The 18,385-nt window shown below is 74.3% G+C and carries 22 protein-coding genes and 1 pseudogene; 10 read left to right on the top strand and 13 right to left on the bottom strand.

All coding sequences use genetic code 11. From position 1 onward, the window contains the following. From FHX32_RS27065 to FHX32_RS27030, 9 genes are all read right to left on the bottom strand, one after another. Window positions 1-212 (bottom strand): Acb2/Tad1 domain-containing protein (locus FHX32_RS27065; protein WP_167189046.1); only part of this gene is annotated, 212 nt, incomplete at its 3' end. A gap of 282 nt (window positions 213-494) precedes the next feature. Then, a complete protein-coding gene (locus FHX32_RS27060) occupies window positions 495-818 on the bottom strand; it encodes a hypothetical protein (protein WP_167189043.1) in 324 nt (107 codons plus the stop codon). Between the two features lie 172 nt (window positions 819-990). After that, a complete protein-coding gene (locus tag FHX32_RS35450) occupies window positions 991-1,209 on the bottom strand; it encodes an FDXHR family putative zinc-binding protein (protein WP_486481336.1) in 219 nt (72 codons plus the stop codon). Then, entirely contained in the window at window positions 1,209-1,445 is a 237-nt protein-coding gene (locus FHX32_RS27055; RefSeq protein WP_167189040.1) for a hypothetical protein, read from the bottom strand. Before FHX32_RS27055 ends, FHX32_RS35450 begins: the two co-directional genes overlap by 1 nt. Further along, window positions 1,442-1,915 carry a hypothetical protein gene (locus tag FHX32_RS27050; protein ID WP_167189037.1) on the bottom strand — a complete coding sequence of 158 codons (474 nt, stop codon included), beginning with the start codon at window positions 1,913-1,915 and terminating at the stop codon, window positions 1,442-1,444. Before FHX32_RS27050 ends, FHX32_RS27055 begins: the two co-directional genes overlap by 4 nt. After that, window positions 1,912-2,490 carry a hypothetical protein gene (locus FHX32_RS27045; protein ID WP_167189034.1) on the bottom strand — a complete coding sequence of 193 codons (579 nt, stop codon included), beginning with the start codon at window positions 2,488-2,490 and terminating at the stop codon, window positions 1,912-1,914. The genes FHX32_RS27050 and FHX32_RS27045 overlap by 4 nt, the downstream gene beginning before the upstream one ends. Beyond that, a complete protein-coding gene (locus FHX32_RS27040; RefSeq protein WP_167189031.1) occupies window positions 2,490-2,801 on the bottom strand; it encodes a hypothetical protein in 312 nt (103 codons plus the stop codon). Before FHX32_RS27040 ends, FHX32_RS27045 begins: the two co-directional genes overlap by 1 nt. Further along, on the bottom strand, window positions 2,801-3,931 hold the full coding sequence (locus FHX32_RS27035; protein WP_167189028.1) for a hypothetical protein: 1,131 nt from the start codon (window positions 3,929-3,931) through the stop codon (window positions 2,801-2,803). Before FHX32_RS27035 ends, FHX32_RS27040 begins: the two co-directional genes overlap by 1 nt. A 260-nt stretch (window positions 3,932-4,191) precedes the next feature. Beyond that, window positions 4,192-4,452, bottom strand: a complete 261-nt coding sequence (locus tag FHX32_RS27030; RefSeq protein ID WP_167189025.1) for a hypothetical protein — start codon at window positions 4,450-4,452, stop codon at window positions 4,192-4,194. 123 nt (window positions 4,453-4,575) lie between these two features. On the opposite strand from FHX32_RS27030, the gene FHX32_RS27025 reads away from it, so the two are divergent. Beyond that, complete coding sequence (locus FHX32_RS27025) at window positions 4,576-4,779, top strand: helix-turn-helix transcriptional regulator (RefSeq protein WP_486481335.1); 204 nt, start codon at window positions 4,576-4,578, stop codon at window positions 4,777-4,779. Window positions 4,780-4,783: 4 nt separating this feature from the next. Here FHX32_RS27025 and FHX32_RS27020 read toward each other — a convergent pair whose 3' ends face one another. Both FHX32_RS27020 and FHX32_RS27015 read right to left on the bottom strand, forming a co-directional pair. Beyond that, window positions 4,784-6,283, bottom strand: coding sequence for a recombinase family protein (locus FHX32_RS27020; RefSeq protein WP_167189022.1), 1,500 nt, complete (start codon window positions 6,281-6,283; stop codon window positions 4,784-4,786). 32 nt (window positions 6,284-6,315) lie between these two features. Next, window positions 6,316-6,528 (bottom strand): annotated as a pseudogene (locus FHX32_RS27015) (aldo/keto reductase); the annotation flags it as partial. Window positions 6,529-6,713: 185 nt separating this feature from the next. Here FHX32_RS27015 and FHX32_RS27010 point away from each other — a divergent pair. The 6 genes from FHX32_RS27010 to FHX32_RS26985 all read left to right on the top strand — a co-directional run bounded on the left by FHX32_RS27010 (window position 6,714) and on the right by FHX32_RS26985 (window position 13,813). Next, complete coding sequence (locus FHX32_RS27010; protein ID WP_167189019.1) at window positions 6,714-7,211, top strand: hemerythrin domain-containing protein; 498 nt, start codon at window positions 6,714-6,716, stop codon at window positions 7,209-7,211. A 56-nt stretch (window positions 7,212-7,267) separates the two neighbouring features. After that, window positions 7,268-8,512 (top strand): histidine kinase, encoded by a 1,245-nt coding sequence (locus FHX32_RS27005; protein ID WP_167189016.1) that lies wholly within the window; start codon window positions 7,268-7,270, stop codon window positions 8,510-8,512. Further along, window positions 8,509-9,183, top strand: a complete 675-nt coding sequence (locus FHX32_RS27000; protein ID WP_167189013.1) for a response regulator transcription factor — start codon at window positions 8,509-8,511, stop codon at window positions 9,181-9,183. Before FHX32_RS27005 ends, FHX32_RS27000 begins: the two co-directional genes overlap by 4 nt. 77 nt (window positions 9,184-9,260) lie before the next feature. Further along, window positions 9,261-10,337, top strand: a complete 1,077-nt coding sequence (locus FHX32_RS26995; RefSeq protein WP_167189010.1) for a hypothetical protein — start codon at window positions 9,261-9,263, stop codon at window positions 10,335-10,337. Window positions 10,338-10,403: 66 nt separating this feature from the next. Further along, window positions 10,404-11,858: a magnesium chelatase ATPase subunit I gene (locus FHX32_RS26990; protein ID WP_167189005.1), complete on the top strand. Its 1,455-nt coding sequence runs from the start codon at window positions 10,404-10,406 to the stop codon at window positions 11,856-11,858. Window positions 11,859-11,860: 2 nt separating this feature from the next. Then, window positions 11,861-13,813 (top strand): VWA domain-containing protein, encoded by a 1,953-nt coding sequence (locus FHX32_RS26985; protein WP_167189002.1) that lies wholly within the window; start codon window positions 11,861-11,863, stop codon window positions 13,811-13,813. A 121-nt stretch (window positions 13,814-13,934) separates the two neighbouring features. Here FHX32_RS26985 and FHX32_RS26980 read toward each other — a convergent pair whose 3' ends face one another. Then, window positions 13,935-14,513: a helix-turn-helix domain-containing protein gene (locus FHX32_RS26980; protein ID WP_167188999.1), complete on the bottom strand. Its 579-nt coding sequence runs from the start codon at window positions 14,511-14,513 to the stop codon at window positions 13,935-13,937. Window positions 14,514-14,616: 103 nt separating this feature from the next. On the opposite strand from FHX32_RS26980, the gene FHX32_RS26975 reads away from it, so the two are divergent. Both FHX32_RS26975 and FHX32_RS26970 read left to right on the top strand, forming a co-directional pair. Further along, complete coding sequence (locus tag FHX32_RS26975; RefSeq protein ID WP_167188996.1) at window positions 14,617-15,399, top strand: SDR family NAD(P)-dependent oxidoreductase; 783 nt, start codon at window positions 14,617-14,619, stop codon at window positions 15,397-15,399. A gap of 52 nt (window positions 15,400-15,451) precedes the next feature. Next, a complete protein-coding gene (locus tag FHX32_RS26970) occupies window positions 15,452-15,916 on the top strand; it encodes a hypothetical protein (protein WP_167188993.1) in 465 nt (154 codons plus the stop codon). A gap of 105 nt (window positions 15,917-16,021) precedes the next feature. On the opposite strand, the gene FHX32_RS26965 is transcribed toward FHX32_RS26970, so the two are convergent. After that, window positions 16,022-17,005, bottom strand: a complete 984-nt coding sequence (locus FHX32_RS26965) for a GlxA family transcriptional regulator (RefSeq protein ID WP_486481334.1) — start codon at window positions 17,003-17,005, stop codon at window positions 16,022-16,024. 70 nt (window positions 17,006-17,075) lie between these two features. Between FHX32_RS26965 and FHX32_RS26960 the strand changes: the two genes are divergently transcribed. After that, window positions 17,076-18,383 carry an MFS transporter gene (locus tag FHX32_RS26960; RefSeq protein WP_167188987.1) on the top strand — a complete coding sequence of 436 codons (1,308 nt, stop codon included), beginning with the start codon at window positions 17,076-17,078 and terminating at the stop codon, window positions 18,381-18,383. Window positions 18,384-18,385 lie beyond the last annotated feature (2 nt).

Genomic DNA, 18,385 nt, shown 5'->3' with positions numbered 1-18,385 from the left:
CAGGAGTTGCGGGCGAGGGCAGCGTTCGCCCAAAACATGACCTCTTCGAGCTTCGTGATCGCCGTCGACTTCTCGCGACCCTCGGGGAGGCGCTCGTTCAGGTCGTCGGCGAGCCGGCGGCACGCCTGCCGCACGCTCGTGTGCGCGTCGCGCTTCTCCTCGGTCGTCGCCGCGTGGAAGGCGAAGCGGTGGGCGATGTCCTCGGGTGCCATAGGGCCTCCTGCTCGTCGGTCGGGGGAGCGTGGAGCGGTCGGGAATCGAACCCGGAGTCCGTCGACGGTCCGCGTGCGGCTTTCGTCGACGTCGAGACCTACCCGCCCCGAGGGGCGGCCGACCCTGCGGCCCGGTTCTCACGGCCCGAGGCAGGCCAGCCTTCGCAAGGGTCGGCCGCAGGCGCGACCCTACCGTTCGGTCCGTCCCATCGGGCTCACGGATCGCGCACGGCAGGGCCTCGTCGCGGTGCAGGGCGCAGCATGCTTCGCCCCGCTACTTTCCTAGTCGGCCGGGCCTTCGCCAGAAGATCGACTCGCGTAGCGTGCCCGCTCCTGCGCCGCCTTGCACACCTTGCACCTCGAGTCGAGGCCGTCGGCGGTGCGGGCGTCCTCGGCGAAGTCGCGCCCCGGCTTGCGCACGTCGCAGGCCGAGCACCGCTTCACCGGCTGCGCCGCCCGTAGCAGCCGACGGTCTCTCGCGGCGAGGGTGCGCCGCGCGAGCTCCTCGGGGTCGAGGCCGTAGCGCGGTGCCACCTCGCGGGCGGCCTGGGCGATGCGCTCGTCAGGGTCGATCTGCTCTTCGGTCTCTTCGAGCTCGTCGGTCATGGCACCGCCACGCCCAGGCCGACGAGGACGAGCACGACCGAGATACAGACCGCGCGCAGCCGGCGACGGATGGAACGGATCATGTGTGCTCCTTCAGACGGCACGGCTACGCCTCGCCCTCCTCGACGAGACGTAGCCGTGCAGGGGCCAGGACAGGACTTCTCGCGGGCTTTCAGGCGTCCGGGGTAGTACGGGGTACCCCCGGAGCGTCAGGCGTCCTGAAGACGCCGTGAGCGTTCTTCTCGAGTCCGACCGTCGCCGGGTCGAGGCACTGCCCCTTCGAGCGGTGCCGGTCGAAGGTCGAGACCGCCGAGAAGGTGTGGTGACACGCGCCGCAGTGCGACACGTTCGCCCCCGTCCATCGCGCCGGGCACCGGCCGCAGCGGTGCACTAACTCACCTCCTCGACCGTGACCGTGATCCGGTACTCGCGTCGGGCCTCCGGGTCGCGGGCCTCGTAGTAGTTGCGCCCGTAGGCGACGTGCAGGGTGCCGTCCTCGGTGCCCAGGAGCACGACGTAGAACTGCTCGCCGTCCTCGTTCGGATCGGTGTATCCGCCGAGCCAGCACTCGAGGGTGCCGACCGTGTCGTTGAGCACCTCCGGCGCGATCTCCGGCTGCCCCATCACGCCCCCGGCTTGATGAAGTGCAGGAGCGGCGAGCCGCCCTCCGCCTCGTCGCAGGCGTCGAGGATGCCCGCGGCGTACTTCCGGGCCTCGGCGACCGAGAGGAAGACCGAGGCGGAGTCGCCGTCGGCGTTGACCTCGACGTGCACGAAGGGCTTCCCGTCGGTCTTGCCCGTGCCGGGGCGCACGTAGGCGTAGTCGCCGGGCGAGACGGAGCACTGCACCTTGCGCGCCGGGCCGACGGTGACGGACTCGGCGATGTCGATCCGGCCCTCGGCCGGCGTCGAGCTCTCCGGCTCCTCCTCGGTCGCCTCCTCCTCGACGTACTCCTCGCCGAGGATGAAGCGGGCGATCTCGAGCGTCGCCTCGGCGCGCTCGATGGCCGACCCGCGCATCCTCGGGCCGACGCCCTCGGTCGCGTCGGTGAGGACGTCCATCGCGACGGAGAGGGCGTGCACACGGGCCTCGGTCACTTGCTGCTCCCTTCGAGCTTCTCGGCGAAGCGCCGGAAGGCGTGCTCGATCGCGTCGTGCGTGTCGGTGCCGGAGAGGCCGAACCAATCCGAGACCTCGCGCGCCGCCTGGGCGACGTCGGCGGCCGACGCCTTGCCCGTGAGCACCTCGGCGAGCGGCCGGGCGAGCGGGTCGAGCGGGGCGAGGTAGCACCGGTCGACGTGCGCGACGAGGCCGCTTTCGGTGCCGTCGAGCGCCGCACACATCACGTCGCCATCGGCGCGGACCTTCATCAGGCGCACGCGGGTCGTGCCCGCCTCGGTGAACATCGACTCGGGGCCGGCGACGTACTTCGAGTCGGGCAGCAGCCGGTACTCGCGGCCGACGACGAGCTCGACCGGCCGGTCGCCCGACGGCTGCGCGCCGTCGCCGAGGAGCGCGGTCAGGTGATCGCGCAGGCGCTCGACCTCCGACCGGCTCAGCCACGCGCGCTCGGTCTTCCGGCGGAAGCGCAGCTTCAACTCGTCGTCGCCGTCGAAGCGCTCCGCGACCTCGAGGTCGCCGCCGAGGAGCTCGAGCGGGAAGTCTTCGTCCATCAGAAAAGCCCTCCAGTCAGGAAGTGCGCGACGAGCCACGCGAGGCCCGCGAGCAGAAGGAAGCGGCGGAGTCGGACGGTGCCGGTCACCTCGCGGTGAGGCCGGCCGGGCAGGTTGATCGCGAAGAGCGCCCAGACGTGCTCGGAGAGCGTGTCGCCGGAGCGCGAGCGGAAGAGCGCGATGCCCTCCGCGATGACGAAGTAGAGCGCCCAGGCGGCCCAGACGAGCCACCAGAGGCCGAGGGCGAGGGCGACGCCCCCGACGGTGCCGATCAGGGCACCGCCGAGGGCGTACGGGGCGAGGCGCTCCATCAGGCGTCGGCCTCGTCGGCGTCGATCTCACCGGCGATGTAGGCGGCGACGGCGATGATCTCGCTCGCCGAGACGTCGTCGAAGTCGCTCGCGCCGAGCAGCTCGAGCGCCTTCTCGACCGCCCGCACGCGGAGGTCGTCGAGCTCCTCGGGCTCGGCGGCGTCGCTCGCCGCGAAGGCGTGCGTCTCGTCGACGATCGAGAAGGTCGGCGTCGCGCCCATGCGCGGGGCCGGCTCCGGGTCGCCCAGGTAGGCGCGGCCGACGTACTGCTTCTCGCCGAGCCGGCCGGTCGCCTTGCCGTGGCCGAGGTCGAGGCCCGAGCCGTCGACGTTGCTCACGCGGTAGTCGCCGCCGGGCTCCGGGTTGGTCTCGACCTTGACGCGGGTCACGTCGGCGGCGAAGTAGACGCCGCCCCCGAGGGCCGTCTTCGCGTTGGGCAGGATGGCGACGACGTCGCCGACCTTCAAGTCGGGGATCGGCGCGAGGTGCTCCGGGTGCACGTAGCGCCCGTTGCCCGGCTTGCCGGCCGTCCGGCCGTCGAGCGGCTCGACGAAGACGTCGCCGTCGATGTCCGGCTTCGCGCGCAGCACGCGGACGCGGGTCGTGCCCTCCTTGGGCATGTCCGAGCGCGTGCCGCCGCAGTAGGTCGCCGACGGCAGCAGGCGGTACTCCTTGTCGGCCTCGACCTCGGGCTTCGCCGGCAGCGGCGCGAGGAAGCTCCGGGCGACGATGTAGCGGCCGGGGTCGTGCGCGTTCCGACCGTCGAGGCCGGTCACGGAGCAGGTGTCGTCGCCGTGCACCGACTCGACGCGGACGCGGGTCACACGGTCGTGCACCGCCTCGGAGTGCGGCGCGGTCGGGTCGGCCTCGATCCGGGCACCGGGCAGCAGCCGGTACTCGAGGCCCGACACGATGACCGGCGTCGCCTCGGCCTTCTTCGCGGTCGGGTCGAGCGGCTCGAGGGCCGACCGCAGCTCGGTGATCTGCGCCGGGGCGAGGCGGACGTTCCCGAGGTCGCCGTCGGAGTTGTCGTACGCCTCGACGATGACCGCGCCAGGCACGACGTGATCGGACTTGCGGACGGTCAGGCGGTCGCCCTCGCGGTCGATGTGCTCGAAGATGCTCGTCACTGTGAAGCGCTCCTCGCGTGAGGTGGGGTGTTGCTCGGTCGAGGAGCAAGTCGGCCGGAGGCGCGCGAGGTGTTCACGGAAACTTCGAGGCGGTCGCAGACACGGGTCGGGGCCTCCCAGCGGAGCCGGCGGCGGGGAGCCGGCTCGGCCAGAAGGCCCCGAGCGTGACGAAGTGACGGAAAGAGCGTCACTCTATATAGAAGCTTTAAGGAGGAGGAGGAGGAGACATAGAAGCAGGATAGGGAGTGACGTAAGTACCGTCACTTCGTCACGGTCGCTCCCTCCGCGCTCCGCTCCTCGGCGACGACCCGCACGCGCTGCACGCGCACGCTCGCGTAGCGCTCCCTCGCGTCGAGCTTGCCGTCGTGGCGCACGTCGTGTCCCTTCAGCTCGGCCCAGCGGTCGCCGCCGAAGGTGTACTCGCCGAGGTGCTCGGTGATCTTCATCTTCAGCGTGCCGGTGCCGAAGGCGTAGTGCGGCTCGGCTACGTGAATGATCTGACCGGGCGCGAGCTCGATCATGTCGTCTCCTTGCGTGAGGCGGTCATCACTCGATGCTCACGTCGGGGCCGGCCCTTGTCAAGGTACAGGGTGCAATGCGACGGGCTGCGGTTTGACAAGGTCAACTCCGGCTAGCCTGCGGCCGTGCCGAGGCATCTCTACGGGCGAGGCGAGATCGCGCGTCGGCTCGGAGTGTCCCGGCAGAGGGCGGCCGAGATCATCGACCGGGCCGACTTCCCTGCGCCCTACGACGTGCTCGGCATGGGCGCGGTATGGCGGATCGCCGACGTCGAAGCGTGGATACGCGAGCACCGGCCGCACCTGGGCGAGGCGGACGAGGGCGTGTAAACGCTCAGTCGAAGGCGTGCGCCGGGTCGTGCGTCGGCTCCTCGATGATCACGCGGGCAGGGTCGAAGCGCCCGCTCTTGGCGGTCGCGCGCCGGATGCGGACGGCCGGGATCAGGTCGACGACGAGGGCGCGCCGGGCGTCGAGGTCGTCGCCGGCTTCGTCGAGGGCCTCGGCGTACGTCTGCCCGGTCTCGACGACGACGACGCGCCTCGACGGCCCCGCGTCGCGCAGCTCGGAGCGCCGGGCCTTCAGGCCCTCGAGCCGGGCGAGCAGCTTCGGCACGTCGGCGTCGTCGTGGCCGAGCGCGGCGGTCGTGTCCCGGATCGCCTGCTCTACCTCCGCGAGCGAGCTCTCGCCGGCTCCGGTCACCTGCACTTCCTCGCGGGTCACCGGCCAGTCGCCGAAGTAGCGCAGGAGATACCCGACGACGTGCTCCTCGAGGCTGCCCGCGGCGATGCGGACGTCAGGGCAGGCGTGCCCTCGAGACTTCGCCGGGCAGCGGTACATCGCGCCGCCCCGGCTCAGGCGGTCGGTCCGTACGTACATCTTGTGATCGCACTCGGCGCAGTAGACAAGGCCGGAGAGCAGCCGGGCGGCGCGGCGTCGCTGCGGCTTCGGCGTGCCGTCGGCCTGCGGCGCGAAGAGGTCGCGGAGCTGCGCGGCCTGGGCGTCGGTCAGGATCGGCTCCCAGACGCGGAGCGGCAGGCCGTCGTCGGTGCGCAGGAGGTCGCCTGCGTGCCGGTAGTAGCCGAGCACCGAGTCGCCCGCGAGCACCTTCTTCAGGCTCGTCACGTTCCATCGGCCGGGGTCGCCGCCCTCCTTGCCGAGGCGGGCGAGCCGGCGACGCTCCGACCTGCCCGTCGGCACGCCCCGCTCGTTGAGCTCGAGGGCGAGCCGCCACGCGCTCTCGCCGTCGATCACGCGCTCGGCCATCTCGCGGACGATGGCGGCCTCGGCCGGGTCGATGATGAGCACGCGGCCGGGGCCGTCGGGGCGCTCGGCCGGCACGTAGCCGTACGGCACCGCCCCGCCGGAGTAGCGCCGGGCGGAGCGGAGGGCGGCGATCGACGAGCGGACGCGGGCGGCGGTGTTCTCGCTCTCCATCCGGGCGACCTCGGCGAGCACTGCGGCGATGATGCGCCATGCGGGCTGCTCCGAGGAGAGGCCGTCGCGGTCGGCGATGAAGCGGGCGTAGCGCCGGTCGTCGAGCACCTCGATCAGGTCGGCGAGCGCCGAGAGGCCCTGCCTACTCCATCGGTCAAACTTCCACACGGCGAGCGTGTCGGCCTCGCCCCGGACGAGCATCGCGAGGGCCTCGTCGCCCTTCGCTCGGCGGCGTCGACCGGAGAGGCCGTCGTCGACGAGCACCGCGACGATGACGGCTCCTTCGCGCTCAGCTCGGGCGCGTAGGTCGGCCTCCTGCCGGCCGATGCCGGTCGAGGCGTCGTCCTGCTCGGACAGGCGGAGGTACAGTACCCATCGATTGCGCGTGTGAGACGTCATGCGCGAGAGCGTACACGGAACTAGCTCGACTCCGGCGGGCCGTAGTTGTTGGCCAGGTCGAAGTGGGTGATCCCGAGGTCGAAGGCGCGCCGGACGATGTCCCGCTGCCGCTCGAAGGGCCGGTCCGGCCCGAAGTTGTGCCACAGGCCGAGGGAGATGGCGGGCAGCCGCAGGCCACTGCGCCCGCTGCGCCGGTAGGTCATCGTGTCGTAGCGGTCGTCCGCGGCGAGGTAGGTCACGATCATGAGCCTAGTCGCCGGGCGGGACACGCCCGGCCGGCGCGGCGCGCAGCGCGGCCAGCCGGCCGGCGTGCAACGTGCGTCACCCCGCGGAGCGCGTCACCCGGCCGGAAGCAGGGGAGTTGACCAGCACGGGCCGCGCCCTCGGCGCCGGGGGTCGCCGGCCGGCAGCCGAACGGGGGAATGACCAGATGGACGACATCACCGCGCTGATTCTCGACGACCACGCCGCGTTCCGGCGTGGGTTCGCCCGCCTCGACGACGCCCGCGACGAGCAGGAGCTGCTGGCGATCTGGGAGGCGCTCGCCCTGCATCTGGACATCCACGCCGAGGCGGAGGAGGCGATCCTCTACCCGCACCTGGTCCGGCACGGCGACGACGGCGAGGCCGAGACGGCGGACGCGGTCGGCGACCACAACAAGATCCGCGACGCGATCGCCGAGTCGAAACTGCACCCGGTCGGCTCCGAGCAGTGGTGGGCGGCGGTGTGGCAGGCCCGCCGGGAGAACAGCGAGCACCTCGCCGAGGAGGAGGACGAGGCGCTGCCCGACTTCCGCCGGCACGCCGGCACCGAACTGCGCGCCGAACTGGGCCGGCGCTGGCTGACCTTCTACGGCGAGCACAAGAACGGCCGTGACCTGCCGTTCCGGGACAAGGACCCGGAGCGCTACGTACGGGAGCACCGCTGACGATCTCCCCGACACGGGGGAGCCGCCCGGTCGGGTGACCCCGGCAGAATGGGCGGATGACCCCCCAGGCGGCCCTGGCCCCGCTGGTCGCCGGCAGCACCTGGCGACGCGGCGTGTTCCTCCTGCTGGGCGGGGTGCTCGTGCTGCCGTACGTGCTCCTCGCGGTGGTCTTCGCGCAGCTGTTCAGCCAGGCGGAGGTGCCCCGGGCGCTGGTGCTCGGGCTGCTGGTGGTGGCGGCGGCGATCGCCGTGGTGCCGCTCTTCCTCGACGGCAGCCGGGCGCTGGAGATCGCCGCGGCCCGGGCGCTGCTCGGCGTCGCGCTGCCGGACCCGACGCCCGGGCACCGGGCCGACCGGGAGACCCGGCTGCGCTCCGCGCTCTGGATCGCCACCCACCTGATCATCGGCGGCCTGGTGATGTTCGCGCTGATCAGCGCGTTGCCGATGGCGCTGGCCTTCATCGCCCAACAGTTCGGGCTCGGCACCGACCAGCTCAGCCGGGAGAGCTTCGGTCCGCTGGACGGGCGGGACACCGGCTGGCTGACCCTGACCGGGGTGGTGATGCTGGTGGCGCTCGGCTACGCGGTCGCCGGGCTGGGGGCGCTGGCCGCGTCGATGGCGCCGGTGCTGCTCGGCCCGGCCCCGGCGGAACGGATCGCCGCCCTGGAGGCGCGGGCCGCCCGGCTCGCTGAGCGCAACCGGCTGGCCCGGGAACTGCACGACTCGGTCGGCCACGCGCTGACCGTGGCCACCCTCCAGGCCGGCGCGGCCCGTGAGGTGCTGGACCGGGACCCGGAGTTCGTCCGGCGGGCGCTGACCGCGATCGAGGAGACCGCTCGGGCCGCGACCGAGGACCTGGACCACGTGCTCGGCCTGCTCCGGGACAGCGAGGCCGGCCGGGCCGGGTCGGCGCCGCAGCGTACGCTCGCCGACCTGGACCGGCTGGTCGCGGACACCCGGGCGGCCGGGCTGGCGGTCGACGCGCGGTGCGCCGGTGAGCCGGCCGACCTGCCGGCGGTGGTGTCCCGGGAGGGCTACCGGATCGTGCAGGAGGGCCTCACCAACGCCGCCCGGTACGGTCGGGGGCCGGTGACGCTGCGGCTCGACGTGCGCCCCGAGGCGCTGGAGCTGGAGCTGGTGAACGAGCTGGCCGGTGACGTGCCGGCCGGCCCGCGAGGTGGCGGGCGCGGCCTGGACGGGATGCGGGAGCGGGTGCTGCTGCTCGGCGGCCGGCTGACCGCCGGGCCGGACGGCGACCGCTGGCGGATCCGGGTGCGGCTGCCGCTGGAGGGAGCGCGATGACCGGGGGAACCGCCGACGGCGCGGCGACCGGGGTGCTGATCGTCGACGACGACGAGCTGGTCCGGATCGGCCTGCGGGCGATCCTGGACGCCCAGCCCGACCTGCGGGTGCTCGCCGAGGCCACGGACGGCGCCGAGGTGCTGCCGCTGGTCGCCCGGCACCGGCCCCGGGTGGTCCTGATGGACGTGCGGATGCCGGGCATCGACGGCATCCAGGCCACCCGGTCGCTGCTCGCCGCCGCCGCCGACCCGCCCCGGGTGCTGGTGGTCACCACCTTCGAGAACGACGAGTACGTCTACGACGCGCTGCGTGCCGGGGCGAGCGGCTTCCTGCTCAAGCGGGCCCGGCCGGCCGAGGTGGTGGAGGCGGTCCGGGTGGTCGCCCGGGGCGACTCGCTGCTCTTCCCGGCCGCGATCCGCCGGCTGGTCGGGGCGTACGGGGGGCGGGGCGGGGACCGGCTGGCGGCGGCCCGGCTCACCGACCGGGAGGCCGAGGTGCTCCGGCTGATGGCGACCGGCCGGTCCAACCCGGAGATCGCCGAGCACCTGGTGGTCGGGGTGGAGACGGTGAAGACCCACGTCGGCAACGTGCTGGCCAAGCTCGGGGTGCGCGACCGCACCCAGGCGGTGATCGCCGCGTACGAGTCGGGGTTCGTCACGCCGGCCGGCTGACCGGCTCCCTCCGCCGGGGGAGCGGGTTCACCGGCGCACGGGAGGGTTCCTGGCACGCGCGGGCCGAGGCTGAGGGCATGACACTCACCGATGCACCGCCTCGCCCGGCCACCCGCTGGCCCGACCGGCTCGCCCCGCTCGCCGCCGGTTGGTTCGCCCTGTGGGGCGTCCTCGCCCTGGTGGCCACGCTCACCGGCGCCGGCTACCCGTTCGGCGCGAATGACCCGGCCGGCGACACCAACCTGCTCCGGCTCGTCCCGGTCGACGTCGGGCCGCCGCTGTTCGCCGCGCTGCTGCTCGGTGCGGCGGTCGCCGCGCTGGCCATGACCGGGCCCGCCGCCCGGGCGTCCCGGCCGCTGCGGGCGCTGCTCGCCGGCTACGCCTGGGCGGTCGCGGCCCTGCTCGCCCTGGTCGTCCCGGACTCCCAGGTGTTGATCATCCTGGGTTACGCACCCATGCTGGTCATCGGCGCGCCGTTCGGTTGGCCGCCCGTCGACTACTCCGACATCTTCACCTGGGCGCTGTTCGCCCGGTTCGCCGCCGTGGCCGGTGGGCTGCTGCTGGCCGGCGCGGTCCTGGTCTGGCAGCGGCGCACCGCCGGCGCCTGCCTCGGCTGTGGGCGGGGCGACGCCGAGCGGTCCTGGACCGGCCCGACCGCCGCCGCCCGGTGGGGCCGGTGGGCCGCCGGGGTCGCCGCGGCCATCCCGCTGGCGTACGCGCTGACCCGCTTCGCCTGGGCCGCCGGCATCCCGCTGGGCATCTCCCGCGAGTTCCTCACCGAGATGCAGGAGACCGGCCTGGTCTGGGCCGGCCTGGGGCTGGCCGCGTTCGCCACCGTCGGCGCGGTGCTCACCCTCGGCCTGACCCAGCGCTGGGGCGAGCGGTTCCCCCGCTGGATGGTCGGCCTGGCCGGCCGCCCGGTGCCGGTACGGCTCGCCGTGGTCCCGGCGACCCTGGTCGCGGTCGCGGTCACCGCGGCCGTCCTCGGGCTGCTGGCCCACCCGCACTTCTGGGAGTTGGCCGGCGGCCGTGACTTCAACCTGGCCAGCGCGCCGATGCTGCTCTGGCCGGCCTGGGGGCCGGCGCTGGGCCTGGCCACGTACGGGTACCACCTGCGTCGCCGTGGCACGTGCCGCCACTGCGGCCGGGGCTGAGGCTGCGGACGGGGGGTGCCCGGTAAGGAACGGGCACCCCCGCCCGGCCCGCGCTAGCGTTGGCGGGTGACTGCGCCCAACCCGGTACCTCCGGTCCCACCGGCAGACCTGCCCGGCACGCTCGGCGCGCTGCGCGCGGCCGGCCACCGCTACCGCACCGTCAAGCAGGAACTCCGCGACAACCTCCTGGCCCGGATGCGGGCCGGCGCCGACCGCTTCCCGGGCATCGTCGGCTACGACGACACCGTGCTGCCCGAGGTCGAACGGGCCCTGCTCGCCGGGCACGACATGGTGTTGCTCGGCGAGCGTGGCCAGGGCAAGACCCGGCTGATCCGCTCGCTGGTGGCCCTGCTCGACGAGTGGACTCCGGTGATCGCCGGCTCGGCGCTCAACGAGCACCCGCTGCACCCGGTCACCCCGGCCTCCCGGGCGCTGGTCGCCGAGGCCGGCGACGACCTGCCGGTCGGCTGGCTGCACCGCTCGATGCGCTACGGCGAGAAGCTGGCCACCCCGGACACCAGCGTCGGCGACCTGATCGGCGACGTGGACCCGGTCCGGCTGGCCCAGGGGCGCAGCCTCGGTGACCCGGAGACCATCCACTTCGGCCTGGTGCCGCGTACCAACCGGGGCATCTTCGCGGTCAACGAACTGCCCGACCTGGCCGAGCGGATCCAGGTGGCGCTGCTCAACGTGCTGGAGGAGCGGGACATCCAGGTCCGCGGCTACCAGCTGCGGCTGCCGCTGGACCTGTTCCTGGTGGCCAGCGCCAACCCGGAGGACTACACCAACCGGGGCCGGATCATCACCCCGCTCAAGGACCGGTTCGGCGCCGAGGTCCGTACCCACTACCCGGTCGACCTGGACCTGGAGCTGGCCCTGATCCGGCAGGAGGCCGACCTGGTCGCCGAGGTGCCGGAGCACGTGCTGGAGGTGCTCGCCCGGTTCGCCCGGGCGGTGCGCGAGTCGCCGTCGGTGGACCCGCGCTCCGGGGTCTCCGCCCGGTTCGCCATCGCCGCGGCCGAGACGGTCGCCGCGGCCGCGCTGCGCCGCGCCGGCCTGCTGGCCGCCGCCGAAACCCCCGAGGGGGTACGCCCCGAAGCGCCGGTGGCCCGGGTCGGCGACGCGGTGTCGGTCACCTCGACGCTGCGCGGCAAGGTGGAGTTCGAGAGCGGTGAGGAGGGGCGGGAGGTGGAGATTCTCGGCCACCTGCTGCGGACCGCCACCGCCGAGACGTTCCGGGCCCGGCTGGCCGGGCTGGACCTGTCCGGGTTCACCGGGCTGGTCGCCGAGGGCACCGTGATCGAGACCGGTGAGCTGGTCAGCTCGGCCGAGCTGCTGCGCCAGGTGGGCACCGTGCCGGGGCTGGCCAAGGCGCTGGACCGGCTCGGCATGGGTGACGCGCCCACCCCGGAGGAGGCCGCCGCCAGCGTCGAGTTCGTGCTGGAGGGGCTGCACCTGACCCGCCGGCTCGGCAAGGACGTCACCGACTCCGGCCGCACCCGCTACGGCGGCCGGGGCTGAGCGTGGCCGGCAACCGGTTCCGGTACGGGCAGTGGCGCGGCGGCCCGGACCCGCTGGCACCCCCGTACGACGTGCGCGCGGCGGTCGACGCGGTCGGCGCGGAGGTGCTGGCCGGCGGCAGCCTGCGGGAGGCGCTGCGCGACCTGCTGCGCCGGGGCCCGCAGGGCCGGGGTGGCCTGGACGACCTGGCCGCGCGGGCCCGGCGGCTGCGCCGCGAGGCGCTGCGCCGGGGCGACCTGGACGGGGCGGTGACCCGGGCCCGGGCGCTGCTCGACCAGGCGCTCGCCGCCGAGCGGGACGAGCTGCGTGGCCGGGGCGACGACGCCGCCCGGTTCGCCGAGGCGGTGCTGGACAACCTGCCCCGCTCCACCGCCCGGGCGGTGGAGGAGTTGGCCGGCTACGCGTGGGCCAGCGACGAGGCCCGCCGGTCGTACCAGCAGATCCTGGACGGGCTCCGCGACGACGTGCTGGGCCAGCGGTTCGCCGGGCTGCGCGACGCGGTGCGGGCGTCCGCGGACCCGGCGGCGCAGCGGCGGCTGGCCGAGATGATGCGTGACCTGAACGACCTGCTGGCCCGGCATGCCCGCGCGGAGGACACCACCGACGCGTTCGCCGAGTTCATGCGCCGGCACGGCGAGTTCTTCCCGGAGCAACCGAAGGACGTCGACGAGCTGGTGGACGTGCTGGCCCGGCGGGCGGCGGCCGGTGAGCGGCTGATGCGGTCGCTGTCGGACCGGCAGCGCGAGGAGCTGGCCGGGCTGATGCGGCAGTCGCTCGGCGAGCGGCTGGCCGGCGAGCTCTCCGCGCTGGACGCCCACCTGCGCGCGCTCCGCCCCGACCTGGCCTGGGGGCGGGGCGAGCGGGTCCGCGGCGATCGACCGTTGGGCTACGGCGAGGCGGCCGGCGCGCTCGGCGAGATCGCCGAGCTGGACGAGCTGCTGGACGCCCTGGACCAGGACTATCCGGGGGCGACCCTGGACGACGTCGACGTCGACGCGGTGGCCCGGACGCTGGGCCGGGACGCGGCCGACGACGTACGCCGGTTGCGGGAGCTGGAGCAGGAGCTGCGCCGGCAGGGCTGGGTGAGCCGGGACGCGGACGGGCTGACCCTGAGCCCGAAGGCACTGCGGCGGCTCGGCGGCACCGCGCTGCGGCGGGTCTTCGCCGACCTGACCGCCGGGCCGCGGGGCCAGCACGACCTGCGCTCGGCGGGCGCCGCCGGCGAGGTCAGCGGCGGATCCCGGCCCTGGGAGTACGGCGACGAGCAGCCGCTGGACGTGGTGCGGACGCTGACCCGGGCGGTCCGCCGGGCCGGGCCGGGCGTGCCGGTGCAGCTGGCGGTCGAGGACTTCGAGGTGGTGGAGACCGAGCGGCGGGCCTCGGCGGCGGTGGCGCTCTGCGTGGACCTGTCGTACTCGATGGTCTCGCAGGGGCGTTGGGGGCCGATGAAGCAGACGGCGCTGGCCCTGGCGCACCTGATGGCGACCCGGTTCCCCCAGGACGCGCTGCAGATCATCGGGTTCGGCCGGCAGGCGCTGCCGCTGAGCCAGCACGAGCTGGCCGCCGTCGAGCCGGACCTGGCGCAGGGCACCAACCTCCAGCACGCGCTGCGGCTGGCCGGCCGGCACCTGCGCCGGCACCCGGACGCGGAGCCGGTGGTGCTGGTGGTCACCGACGGGGAGCCGACCGCGCACCTGGACCCGGACGACGGGGAGGCGCTGTTCCACTGGCCGCCGCTGCCGGAGACCATCGAGGCGACGATCCGCGAGGTGGACCGGCTCACCCGCTACGGTGCCACGCTCAACCTGTTCATGCTCGGCGAGGACGAGGGGCTGCGTCGCTTCGTCGACGCGGTGGCCCGTCGCAGCCGCGGCCGGATGTTCACCCCCGACCTGGACGACCTGGGCGAGTACGTCGTCTCCGACTACCTGCGCGCCCGCCACGGTCGCCGCTGACCCGGGTCGCCCTGGACCGGCCGTTCGGCTGCGTGCCCGGCGGCGGCGTCTTCGTGCGCGGGGGCCGGCAGTTGGACGCTGTCGAGCTGCCCCGTCGGCGGGACCGGAGCCGCCGCGGTGGTCAGGGCCGCGACGTCGGGGCGACGCCGTGCAGGAGGGTGTCCAGGATGCGGGTGGCGAGCGCGTCCGGGTCGCCCGCCGGTGCCCGGGTGCCGTGCATGGTTTCGTTGATCAGGGCGAGGTAGACCCGACGCGTCCAGGTGAGGTCGGCGTCGGGACGGATCAGGCCCTCCTGCTGCGCCCGCCGCAGCACCAGGTCGCAGCCGGCGAAGACCTCCTGCTGGCTGCGGGCGGTCGCGGGGTCGTCGGTGGGCTGGTCCAGCGCGAACCGCCAGCGGGACTTGATCTCCAGGATGGTGGCGGTCGCCTGGTGCAGGACGACCAGCGGGGGCGCGGTGGCCGGCCGGGCCGCGGCGACGGCGGCGCCGATCTGCTCCCAGGCGGCCCGGGTCATGCTGGTGATCAGGGCTTCCCGGCTGGCGAACCGCCGGTGCACGGTGGTGCGGGCGACCCCGGCCGTCTCGGCGATCTGTTCGATGGTGGCGGCCGGGTTCGCGGCCAGCACCCGCTCCGCCGCCTCGGTGATGGTGCGGATGCTCCGCTCGGCATCGGCCCGCAGCCGTCGCTGGCCCTCGACCACGTCGTCTCCCTCCTACCCGACAAACAATACGCCAGGTCTCGGTTCTCCTGATAACTGCAACAGTATGTTGCAGATAGCTTCCCTAATTGCTACGGTGAGACGCATGACTGATGTTGCTCTCATCACCGGCGCCTCCTCCGGGATCGGTGCCGAGTTCGCCCGGCAGCTCGCCGCCCGCGGGCACGACCTGGCCCTGGTCGCCCGCTCGGTCGACCGGATGGAGACACTGGCCGCGGCGCTGCGGCAGGCGCACGGCGTACGGGTCGAGGTGATCGGGCAGGACCTCGCCGCGCCCGACGCCACCGAGCGGGTGACGGCTGAACTGCGGGCCCGCGACCTGGAGGTGGACCTGCTGGTCAACAACGCCGGCTTCGGCACCTGCGGCCGGTTCGAGGAGATCCCCGGTGCCCGCGACCACGACCAGCTCATGGTCAACGTGGTGGCGCTGACGGACCTGACCCACGCGCTGGTGCCACCCATGCTGGCCCGCGGTCGGGGTGCGGTGCTCAACGTCGCCTCGACAGCCGCCTTCCAGCCCGCGGCGTACTTCGCCGTCTACAGCGCCGCCAAGGCGTTCGTGCTCAACTTCAGCCTCGCCCTGTGGAGCGAGTACCGCGACCGCGGCATCCGGGTGCTGGCGCTGTGTCCCGGCCCGGTCGAGACCGAGTTCTTCGCCACCATCGGCACCCGCAGGGCCGCCATCGGTGGCCGGGTGGAGACGCCGCAGCGGGTGGTGACCAGGGCGCTGCGCGCGTTGGAGCGCAACCAGGGGTACGTCGTGCCGGGTCGGAGCAACTTCGCCTTCGCGCACCTGCAGCCGCGCCGCCCGCGCAAACTCCTCGCCCTGGTCAGCCGCGCGGTCACCCGGGGGGTGCTGGCGGCCTGACCGAGGCACGGAGTCCGGCCCGCCGCCGCCCCGATCGGATTAGCCTGGGCGGATGGAGGTCGACAGGCTCCGGCGGGCGTACGCGGACCTGCTCGCGGAGGTCGACGCGGGCGGGTTCTGGTCGCCGCCTGAGGGGCAGCTCAGCGCCGAGCAGATCGTCGCCCACCTGGCCGCCAACGACGAGCTGATGGTCGAGGCGACCGAGGCGGTGCTGGCCGGCGCGCCGTTCGCCTACTACGACCTGGAGACCATCCACCGCCCGCAGGTCGACGCGCTGGTCGCCGAGTGCGGCGGGCTGGACGCCCTGGCCACCCTGCTGCGGGCCACCAGCCAGAAGCTCTGCGCGCTCACCGAGCGGCTCGGCCCGGCCGCCCAGACCCCCGTGGACACCCATCTGCGCGAGGGCTACGACCTCAACGTGGACGAGCCGCTGCCCTGGGGCCGCACGCTCGATCTGCACACCCGGGTGCACCTGCCCAAGCACCTGGCACAGCTGCGCATGCTCCGCGCCGGCTGACCGGACCGGTGGCGCCCTGACAGGGTTGGTGGTGGCGGCGCTGAGCCGCCGCTCGGTGGCCCAGGGCGGGGCGACGGCCGGCTTCCCGGGTCGGTGGGGCGTCGGTCAGGCCGGCTCGGGTTGGCGGCGGAAGGCGCGGCGGTACGCCGACGGGGCCACCCCGATCCGCAGGTGCAGCTGCTGGCGCAGGGCCGCCGCGGTGCCGAAGCCGCAGCGGCGGGCCACCTGGTCGACGGTGAGGTCGGTGGTCTCCAGCAACAGCCGGGCGTGGTCGGTGCGCTGCTGGAGCAGCCACTGGGCCGGGCTGAGGCCGGTCTCCGAGCGGAAGCGCCGGGTGAAGGTGCGCACGCTCATCCGGGCCTGCTCGGCCAGATCGCGCAGGGTCACCGGCTCGTGCAGCCGCTGCCGGGCCCACTCCCGGGCGGCGGCGGTGCTGGCGTCGGCGGCCCGGGGCACCGGCCGCTCGATGTACTGGGCCTGGCCGCCGTCCCGCCACGGTGGCACCACGCAGCGCCGGGCCGCCCGGTTGGCCACCTCGCTGCCGTGGTCGGTGCGGATGACGTGCAGGCACAGGTCGAGCCCGGCGGCCACCCCGGCCGAGGTGAGCAGCCGGTCGTCGTGGATGAAGAGCACGTCCGGGTCGAGGTCCACCGCCGGGTGCAGCCGGCGGAACCGCTCGGCGTACCCCCAGTGGGTGGTGGCCCGCCGGCCGGCCAGCAGGCCGGCGGCGGCCAGCACGAAGGCGCCGGTGCAGATCGACATGACCCGGGCGCCCCGTTGGTACGCCGTGCGCAGCGCCTCGGCCACCTTTGCGTCGAGGGTGCCGTCGGTCAGCGGCGTCCCGCCGTGGATGCCCGGCACGACCACCGTGTCGGCGGTGGCGAGCAGTTCCAGCCCGTGGTCGGGCAGCACCTGGTAGCCGCCGCTGCTGCGGACCGGCCGGGCACCCGGGGTGCAGACCTCGACGGTGTAGAGCGGCGTCAGGTCGGCGTCGCGGGCGGTGCCGAAGACCTGGGCGGGGGTGCCGAGGTCGAGGCCGACGACGTGGTCGAGGGCGAGCACCGCGATCCGGTGCCGGCGACGGGTCATGGCCCGATTATTGCGCATGATGGCTTTCCGGCCACTCGTCGTTCCGGGCGCGGATCCCGAGACTCGACACGTGACCCGATCCCGTCGCCTGCACCCGGCCTGGACCGTCGCCGCGGTCGCCTTCGTCGCGCTGGTCGGCGCGGCCGGCTTCCGCGCCGCCCCGTCGGTGCTGCTGCACCCGCTGCACGCCGAGTTCCGCTGGCCGCTGGCCACCATCTCCGCCGCGGTCTCGGTCAACCTGCTGCTCTACGGGCTCACCGCGCCGTTCGCCGCCGCCCTGATGGACCGGTTCGGCATCCGGCGGGTGGTCGCCACCGCGCTGCTGCTGGTCGCGGCGGGCAGCGGGCTGACCGTCTTCATGACCGCGAGCTGGCAGCTCATCCTCTGCTGGGGCGTGCTGGTCGGGTTGGGCACCGGGTCGATGGCGCTGGCCTTCGTGGCGACCGTCACCGGTCGCTGGTTCGTCCAGCGCCGGGGGCTGGTCACCGGGGTGCTCACCGCCGGCGGCGCGACCGGCCAACTCGTCTTCCTCCCGCTGGTCGCCCTGCTCGTCGACAGGTACGGGTGGCGGTCGGCGGCGCTCGTCGTGGCCGGGGCCGCGCTGGCGGTCGTACCGCTGGTGGGGTGGCTGCTGCGCGAGCACCCGGCGGACCTGGGGCTGCCGGCCTACGGCGCGACCGAGGTGACGCCCCCGCCGCCGGCCGCCGGCGGGGCCGCCGCGCGCGCCCTCGGCGCGCTGGCCCAGGCGGCCCGGACCCGGCCGTTCTGGCTGCTCGCCGGCGGCTTCGCGATCTGCGGCGCGACCACCAACGGGCTGGTCGGCACCCATTTCGTGCCGGCCGCGCACGACCACGGCATGCCGCAGACCACGGCGGCCGGCCTGCTGGCGTTGGTCGGGCTCTTCGACATCGTCGGCACCATCGCCTCCGGCTGGCTGACCGACCGGGTGGACAGCCGGCTGCTGCTCGGCGCCTACTACGCGCTGCGCGGCGCGTCGCTGCTGGTGCTGCCCGGGCTCTTCGCGGCCACCGCCGAACCGAGCATGCTGGTGTTCATCGTCTTCTACGGGCTGGACTGGGTGGCCACGGTGCCGCCGACGGTGGCGCTGTGCCGGGAGTACTTCGGGGCCTCCGGCGCGGTCGTCTTCGGCTGGGTGTTCGCCGCGCACCAGGTGGGCGCCGCGCTCGCCGCGACCGGCGCCGGCCTGGTCCGCGACCAGCTCGGCGACTACGCGCCGGCCTGGTACGCCGCCGGGGCGCTGTCGATCGGCGCGGCCGGGCTGTCGCTGCTGCTACGGCGCGACCGGGGCACCCCCGTCGAGCCGCTGGCCGTGCCCGTCCCGGTGCCCGTCCGGCGGGCCTGGAGCTACCGGGGCTGACC

Source organism: Micromonospora sp. CNZ280 (assembly GCF_011759515.1).
The sequence above is the reverse complement of the archived record's forward strand: the minus strand, read 5'-3'. Positions and strand labels throughout refer to the sequence as shown.

What these genes read in the sequence shown, in the direction of transcription:
- FHX32_RS27030 (WP_167189025.1), bottom strand. Translation starts at nt 4,452, where the DNA reads ATGATCGAGCTCGCGCCCGGTCAGATCATTCACGTAGCCGAGCCGCAC.
- FHX32_RS27045 (WP_167189034.1), bottom strand. Translation starts at nt 2,490, where the DNA reads ATGGACGAAGACTTCCCGCTCGAGCTCCTCGGCGGCGACCTCGAGGTC.
- FHX32_RS26965 (WP_486481334.1), bottom strand. Translation starts at nt 17,005, where the DNA reads ATGACCCGTCGCCGGCACCGGATCGCGGTGCTCGCCCTCGACCACGTC.
- FHX32_RS27000 (WP_167189013.1), top strand. Translation starts at nt 8,509, where the DNA reads ATGACCGGGGGAACCGCCGACGGCGCGGCGACCGGGGTGCTGATCGTC.
- FHX32_RS27020 (WP_167189022.1), bottom strand. Translation starts at nt 6,283, where the DNA reads ATGACGTCTCACACGCGCAATCGATGGGTACTGTACCTCCGCCTGTCC.
- FHX32_RS26975 (WP_167188996.1), top strand. Translation starts at nt 14,617, where the DNA reads ATGACTGATGTTGCTCTCATCACCGGCGCCTCCTCCGGGATCGGTGCC.
- FHX32_RS27005 (WP_167189016.1), top strand. Translation starts at nt 7,268, where the DNA reads ATGACCCCCCAGGCGGCCCTGGCCCCGCTGGTCGCCGGCAGCACCTGG.
- FHX32_RS27010 (WP_167189019.1), top strand. Translation starts at nt 6,714, where the DNA reads ATGGACGACATCACCGCGCTGATTCTCGACGACCACGCCGCGTTCCGG.
- FHX32_RS26970 (WP_167188993.1), top strand. Translation starts at nt 15,452, where the DNA reads ATGGAGGTCGACAGGCTCCGGCGGGCGTACGCGGACCTGCTCGCGGAG.
- FHX32_RS27060 (WP_167189043.1), bottom strand. Translation starts at nt 818, where the DNA reads ATGACCGACGAGCTCGAAGAGACCGAAGAGCAGATCGACCCTGACGAG.
- FHX32_RS26995 (WP_167189010.1), top strand. Translation starts at nt 9,261, where the DNA reads ATGACACTCACCGATGCACCGCCTCGCCCGGCCACCCGCTGGCCCGAC.
- FHX32_RS27040 (WP_167189031.1), bottom strand. Translation starts at nt 2,801, where the DNA reads ATGGAGCGCCTCGCCCCGTACGCCCTCGGCGGTGCCCTGATCGGCACC.